This window comes from Streptomyces sp. KR55 (assembly GCF_052245645.1).
Taxonomy (GTDB): domain Bacteria; phylum Actinomycetota; class Actinomycetes; order Streptomycetales; family Streptomycetaceae; genus Streptomyces; species Streptomyces flavusporus.
This window is the reverse complement of the sequence record NZ_JBQQCE010000673.1, coordinates 1-3,770: the sequence shown is the minus strand read 5'-3', so window position 1 is coordinate 3,770 and position 3,770 is coordinate 1. Positions and strand designations below refer to the sequence as shown.

At 72.3% G+C, this 3,770-nt stretch carries 5 protein-coding genes; 3 read left to right on the top strand and 2 right to left on the bottom strand.

The window, feature by feature from the left end; all coding sequences use genetic code 11:
• On the bottom strand, window positions 1-134 hold a 134-nt coding region (locus tag ACTWQJ_RS48080; protein ID WP_443312684.1), incomplete at its 3' end, for a DUF7134 domain-containing protein.
• A 118-nt stretch (window positions 135-252) separates the two neighbouring features.
• On the opposite strand from ACTWQJ_RS48080, the gene ACTWQJ_RS48075 reads away from it, so the two are divergent.
• Window positions 253-1,245: an SAM-dependent methyltransferase gene (locus ACTWQJ_RS48075; RefSeq protein ID WP_443312683.1), complete on the top strand. Its 993-nt coding sequence runs from the start codon at window positions 253-255 to the stop codon at window positions 1,243-1,245.
• A 12-nt stretch (window positions 1,246-1,257) separates the two neighbouring features.
• Here the strand turns inward: ACTWQJ_RS48075 and ACTWQJ_RS48070 are convergent, their stop codons facing one another.
• The gene (locus tag ACTWQJ_RS48070) at window positions 1,258-2,409 is read right to left on the bottom strand and encodes an NADH-quinone oxidoreductase subunit D (RefSeq protein WP_385513219.1); all 1,152 of its coding nucleotides are present in this window, start codon (window positions 2,407-2,409) and stop codon (window positions 1,258-1,260) included.
• Window positions 2,410-2,440: 31 nt separating this feature from the next.
• On the opposite strand from ACTWQJ_RS48070, the gene ACTWQJ_RS48065 reads away from it, so the two are divergent.
• Complete coding sequence (locus tag ACTWQJ_RS48065; protein ID WP_443312682.1) at window positions 2,441-2,944, top strand: PH domain-containing protein; 504 nt, start codon at window positions 2,441-2,443, stop codon at window positions 2,942-2,944.
• Window positions 2,941-3,770 (top strand): PH domain-containing protein (locus tag ACTWQJ_RS48060; protein WP_443312681.1); only part of this gene is annotated, 830 nt, incomplete at its 3' end. The genes ACTWQJ_RS48065 and ACTWQJ_RS48060, both read left to right, overlap by 4 nt.

The following is a 3,770-nucleotide window of genomic DNA, read 5'->3' as shown; positions in this document are numbered from 1 at the left end:
AGCCACGGCAGGTCGGTCCCGGTGTTCTCCTGCTGGACCGTACCCCCCACCACCGAGATCCCGAACAGAACGAGGGCCCAGAAGCCGTCGACCCATGTCGGGTGCCTGCGGAGGAAGTCGTAGAGGCGCTGCACGTAACCCAGAGTAGGGAAGCATGATGCGTGCGGGAGTCAACCGGAGGGCCGATCCGCAGCGGATACGTGTACTCCGCAAGGTGGAGGCCCCGTTCCCCTGTGCGCCTAGCCTGGCGATGTGACCAAGGAAACGGCCGACGGCGGGTGGCGAGGGTGGCGGGTGGCTGCGGAGGCGGCGCTGTACGGGCCGGGCGGTTTCTACCGCAGACCCGAGGGGCCCGCCGGGCACTTCCGTACGTCCGTGCACGCGTCGCCGCTGTTCGCCGAGGCCGTGGCGGGGCTGCTGTGCCGGGTCGACGAGGCGCTGGGCCGCCCGTCCGGTCTCGACTTCGTCGACATGGCCGCCGGGCGGGGTGAGCTGGTCTCCGGTGTGCTCACCGCGCTGCCCGGCGACGTGGCCGCCCGCACGCGCGCGTACGCCGTCGAGATCGCCGGCCGCCCGGCGGGGCTCGATCACCGCATCGAGTGGCTGGCCGAGCCCCCGAAGCGCGTGACCGGGCTGCTGTTCGCCAACGAGTGGCTGGACAACGTGCCCGTGGAGGTCGCCGAGGTGGACTCCGCGGGCGTACCGAGGCTGGTGCTCGTACGGGAGGACGGGACCGAGCGGCTCGGGGAGCCGGTGTCCGGTGCGCAGGCCGAGTGGCTCGCTCGGTGGTGGCCGCTGCCCGCCGAGGAGGGGCTGCGGGCCGAGATCGGTCTGCCGAGGGACACGGCGTGGGCGTCGGTCGTCTCCCGCGTCGAGCGCGGGCTCGCCGTCGCCGTCGACTACGCGCACACGGCCGGCGCACGGCCGCTCTTCGGGACGCTCACCGGCTTCCGCGAGGGGCGCGAGACAGCGCCCGTGCCGGACGGGTCGTGCGACATCACCGCGCACGTCGCGCTGGACGCATGCACGCTCCCCGGTGGGCGCGTGCTGGCCCAGCGTGCTGCGTTGCGCACCCTGGGCATCGCAGGCGCACGCCCCCCGCTCGCGCTTGCCACCACCAACCCCTCGGCATACGTGCGCGCCCTCGCGAGCGCCGGGGAGGCCGCCGAGCTCACCGCAGCGGGTGGACTGGGCGACTTCGGGTGGCTGGTGCAGCCGGTTGGAATTCCGGACGTACTCGCCTGAGGCCCGTACCGGCTACTTGTCGATGTCCCCCACCACGAAGAACATCGACCCCAGAATCGCCACCATGTCCGCCACCAGCGTGCCCGGCAGCAGCACGGTGAGCGCCTGGATGTTGTTGTACGAGGCCGAGCGCAGCTTGAGCCGGTACGGCGTCTTGTCGCCCTTGCTGACGAGGTAGTAGCCGTTGATGCCGAGGGGATTCTCGGTCCAGGCGTACGTGTGCCCCTCGGGTGCCTTCAGGACCTTGGGGAGCCGCTGATTGATCGGCCCCGGCGCCAGCTCCGCGATCCGGTCGAGGCAGGCGTCGGCGAGGTCGAGGGCGTTGTGGGTCTGCTCCAGGAGGCACTCGAAGCGGGCGAGGCAGTCGCCCTCCTGCCGGGTGACCACCTTGAGGGTGTCCTGCAGCTCCCCGTAGGCGAGATACGGCTCGTCGCGGCGCAGGTCGAAGTCGACGCCCGACGCGCGCGCGATCGGCCCGCTGACCCCGTAGGCGTGCACGGCCTCCGGCGCGAGCGTGCCCACGCCCCGCGTGCGGCCCCGGAAGATCTCGTTGCCGAGCACCAGGTCGTCGAACCGGTCCATGCGGGAGCGCACACCGGCGACCGCGGCACGCGCGCGTGCGGTCCAGCCGGCCGGCAGGTCCTCCTTGAGGCCGCCGACACGGTTGAACATGTAGTGCATCCGCCCGCCGGAGACCTCCTCCATGACGTTCTGCAGGACCTCGCGCTCCCGGAACGCGTAGAAGACCGGAGTGATGCCGCCGAGCTCCAGCGGGTACGAGCCGAGGAACATCAGGTGGTTCAGCACCCGGTTCAGCTCCGCGAGCAGGGTACGCGTCCACACGGCGCGCTCGGGGACCTCCATGCCGAGCATGCGCTCCACACCGAGGACCACGCCCAGCTCGTTGGAGAAGGCCGACAGCCAGTCGTGGCGGTTGGCGAGCATGATGATCTGGCGGTAGTCGCGCGCCTCGAAGAGCTTCTCCGCGCCACGGTGCATGTAGCCGATCACCGGCTCCGCGCGCGTGATGCGCTCGCCGTCCAGGAGGAGCCGCAGCCGCAGCACGCCGTGCGTGGACGGGTGCTGGGGGCCGATGTTCAGCACCATGTCGGTGCTCTCCGCGGCGCCGCCGATTCCGACCATGGTCTCCGTCGTAGGAGTCATGGACCCAGTCTCTCCTACGTACGCTGGCCGTATGGAGACGGGGAGCCCAGCGGGCGGCACGACAGCGGAGGCGGAGCCGGTGTGGACCGGGCTGCCGCCCCGCCTGCTACGGATGCGACGGATGCTGCTGATGGTGTGGCTGGGACTGCTCGCCCTCGCCGCCGGGCTGCTGCCGGGCCTGCTGGCCGGTCCCGCCTGGGCCGTGTTCGCGCTGCTGCCGCTGGCGCTGATGGCGTGGGGCTGGGACCTCGTCGGCCGCAACTGGCGCTCCTGGCGGTACGCCGAGCGCGCCGACGACCTGCTGATCAGCCGGGGCGTGCTGTGGCACACGGTGACCGTCGTGCCGTACGGGCGCATGCAGCTGGTCGAGGTCACGTCCGGGCCCGTCGAGCGGCACTTCGGGCTGGCCAGCGTGCAGCTGCACACGGCGGCCGCCGCGACGGACGCGACCATCCCGGGCCTGGATCCGGCCGAGGCCGAGCGGCTGCGGGACCGGCTGACCGAGCTCGGCGAGGCCAGATCGGCGGGGCTGTGACGACTCCGGGCACCGACGACGACGTACGCCGCGACAAGGTCGTGACCGAGCGGCGGCTGCACCCCGTCACGCCGCTGCGGCGGGCGTGGGCGCCGGTCGCCGTGCTCCTCGGGTGGGCCCTGCACGACCCGGACGGCACGCAGCGCCAGTTGGCGCGGCTGACCACGACGACGCTGCTGATCGCCCTCGCCGTGCTCATACCGGCCGCCGCGCTGTACGGCTTCCTCACCTGGTGGTTCACGCACTTCGCGGTGACGGAGAGCGAACTGCGCATCCGTACGGGCCTGTTGTTCCGGCGCACCGCGCACATCCGCCTTGAACGGATCCAGGCCGTCGACGTCACCCGGCCGCTCCTCGCGCGCGTGGCGGGTGTCGCGAAACTCAAACTCGACGTCATAGGGACCGACAAGAAGGACGAACTCGCCTTCCTCGGCGAGGGAGAGGCCCGCGCGCTGCGGGCCGAACTGCTCGCGCGCGCGGCCGGTTTCGCGCCCGAGACCGCGCACGAGGTCGGCGAGGCGCCGGCCCGGCAGCTGCTGAACGTGCCCCCGGGTGTCCTCGCCGTCTCCCTGGTGCTGACCGGCGCGACCTGGGGCACGCTGATCGCCGCGCTCGTCGTGCCGTCCGTCCTGTGGTTCTTCACCCACAACCTGTGGACGGTCCTCGCGACCGCGGTGCCGCTGATCGGTGCGGCGGGCGCGAGCAGCGTGGGCCGCTTCGTCACCGAGTACGACTGGACGGTGGCCGAGTCCCCGGACGGACTGCGGATCGACCGCGGCCTCCTCGACCGCGCCCACGAGACGGTGCCGCCGGGCCGGGTGCAGAC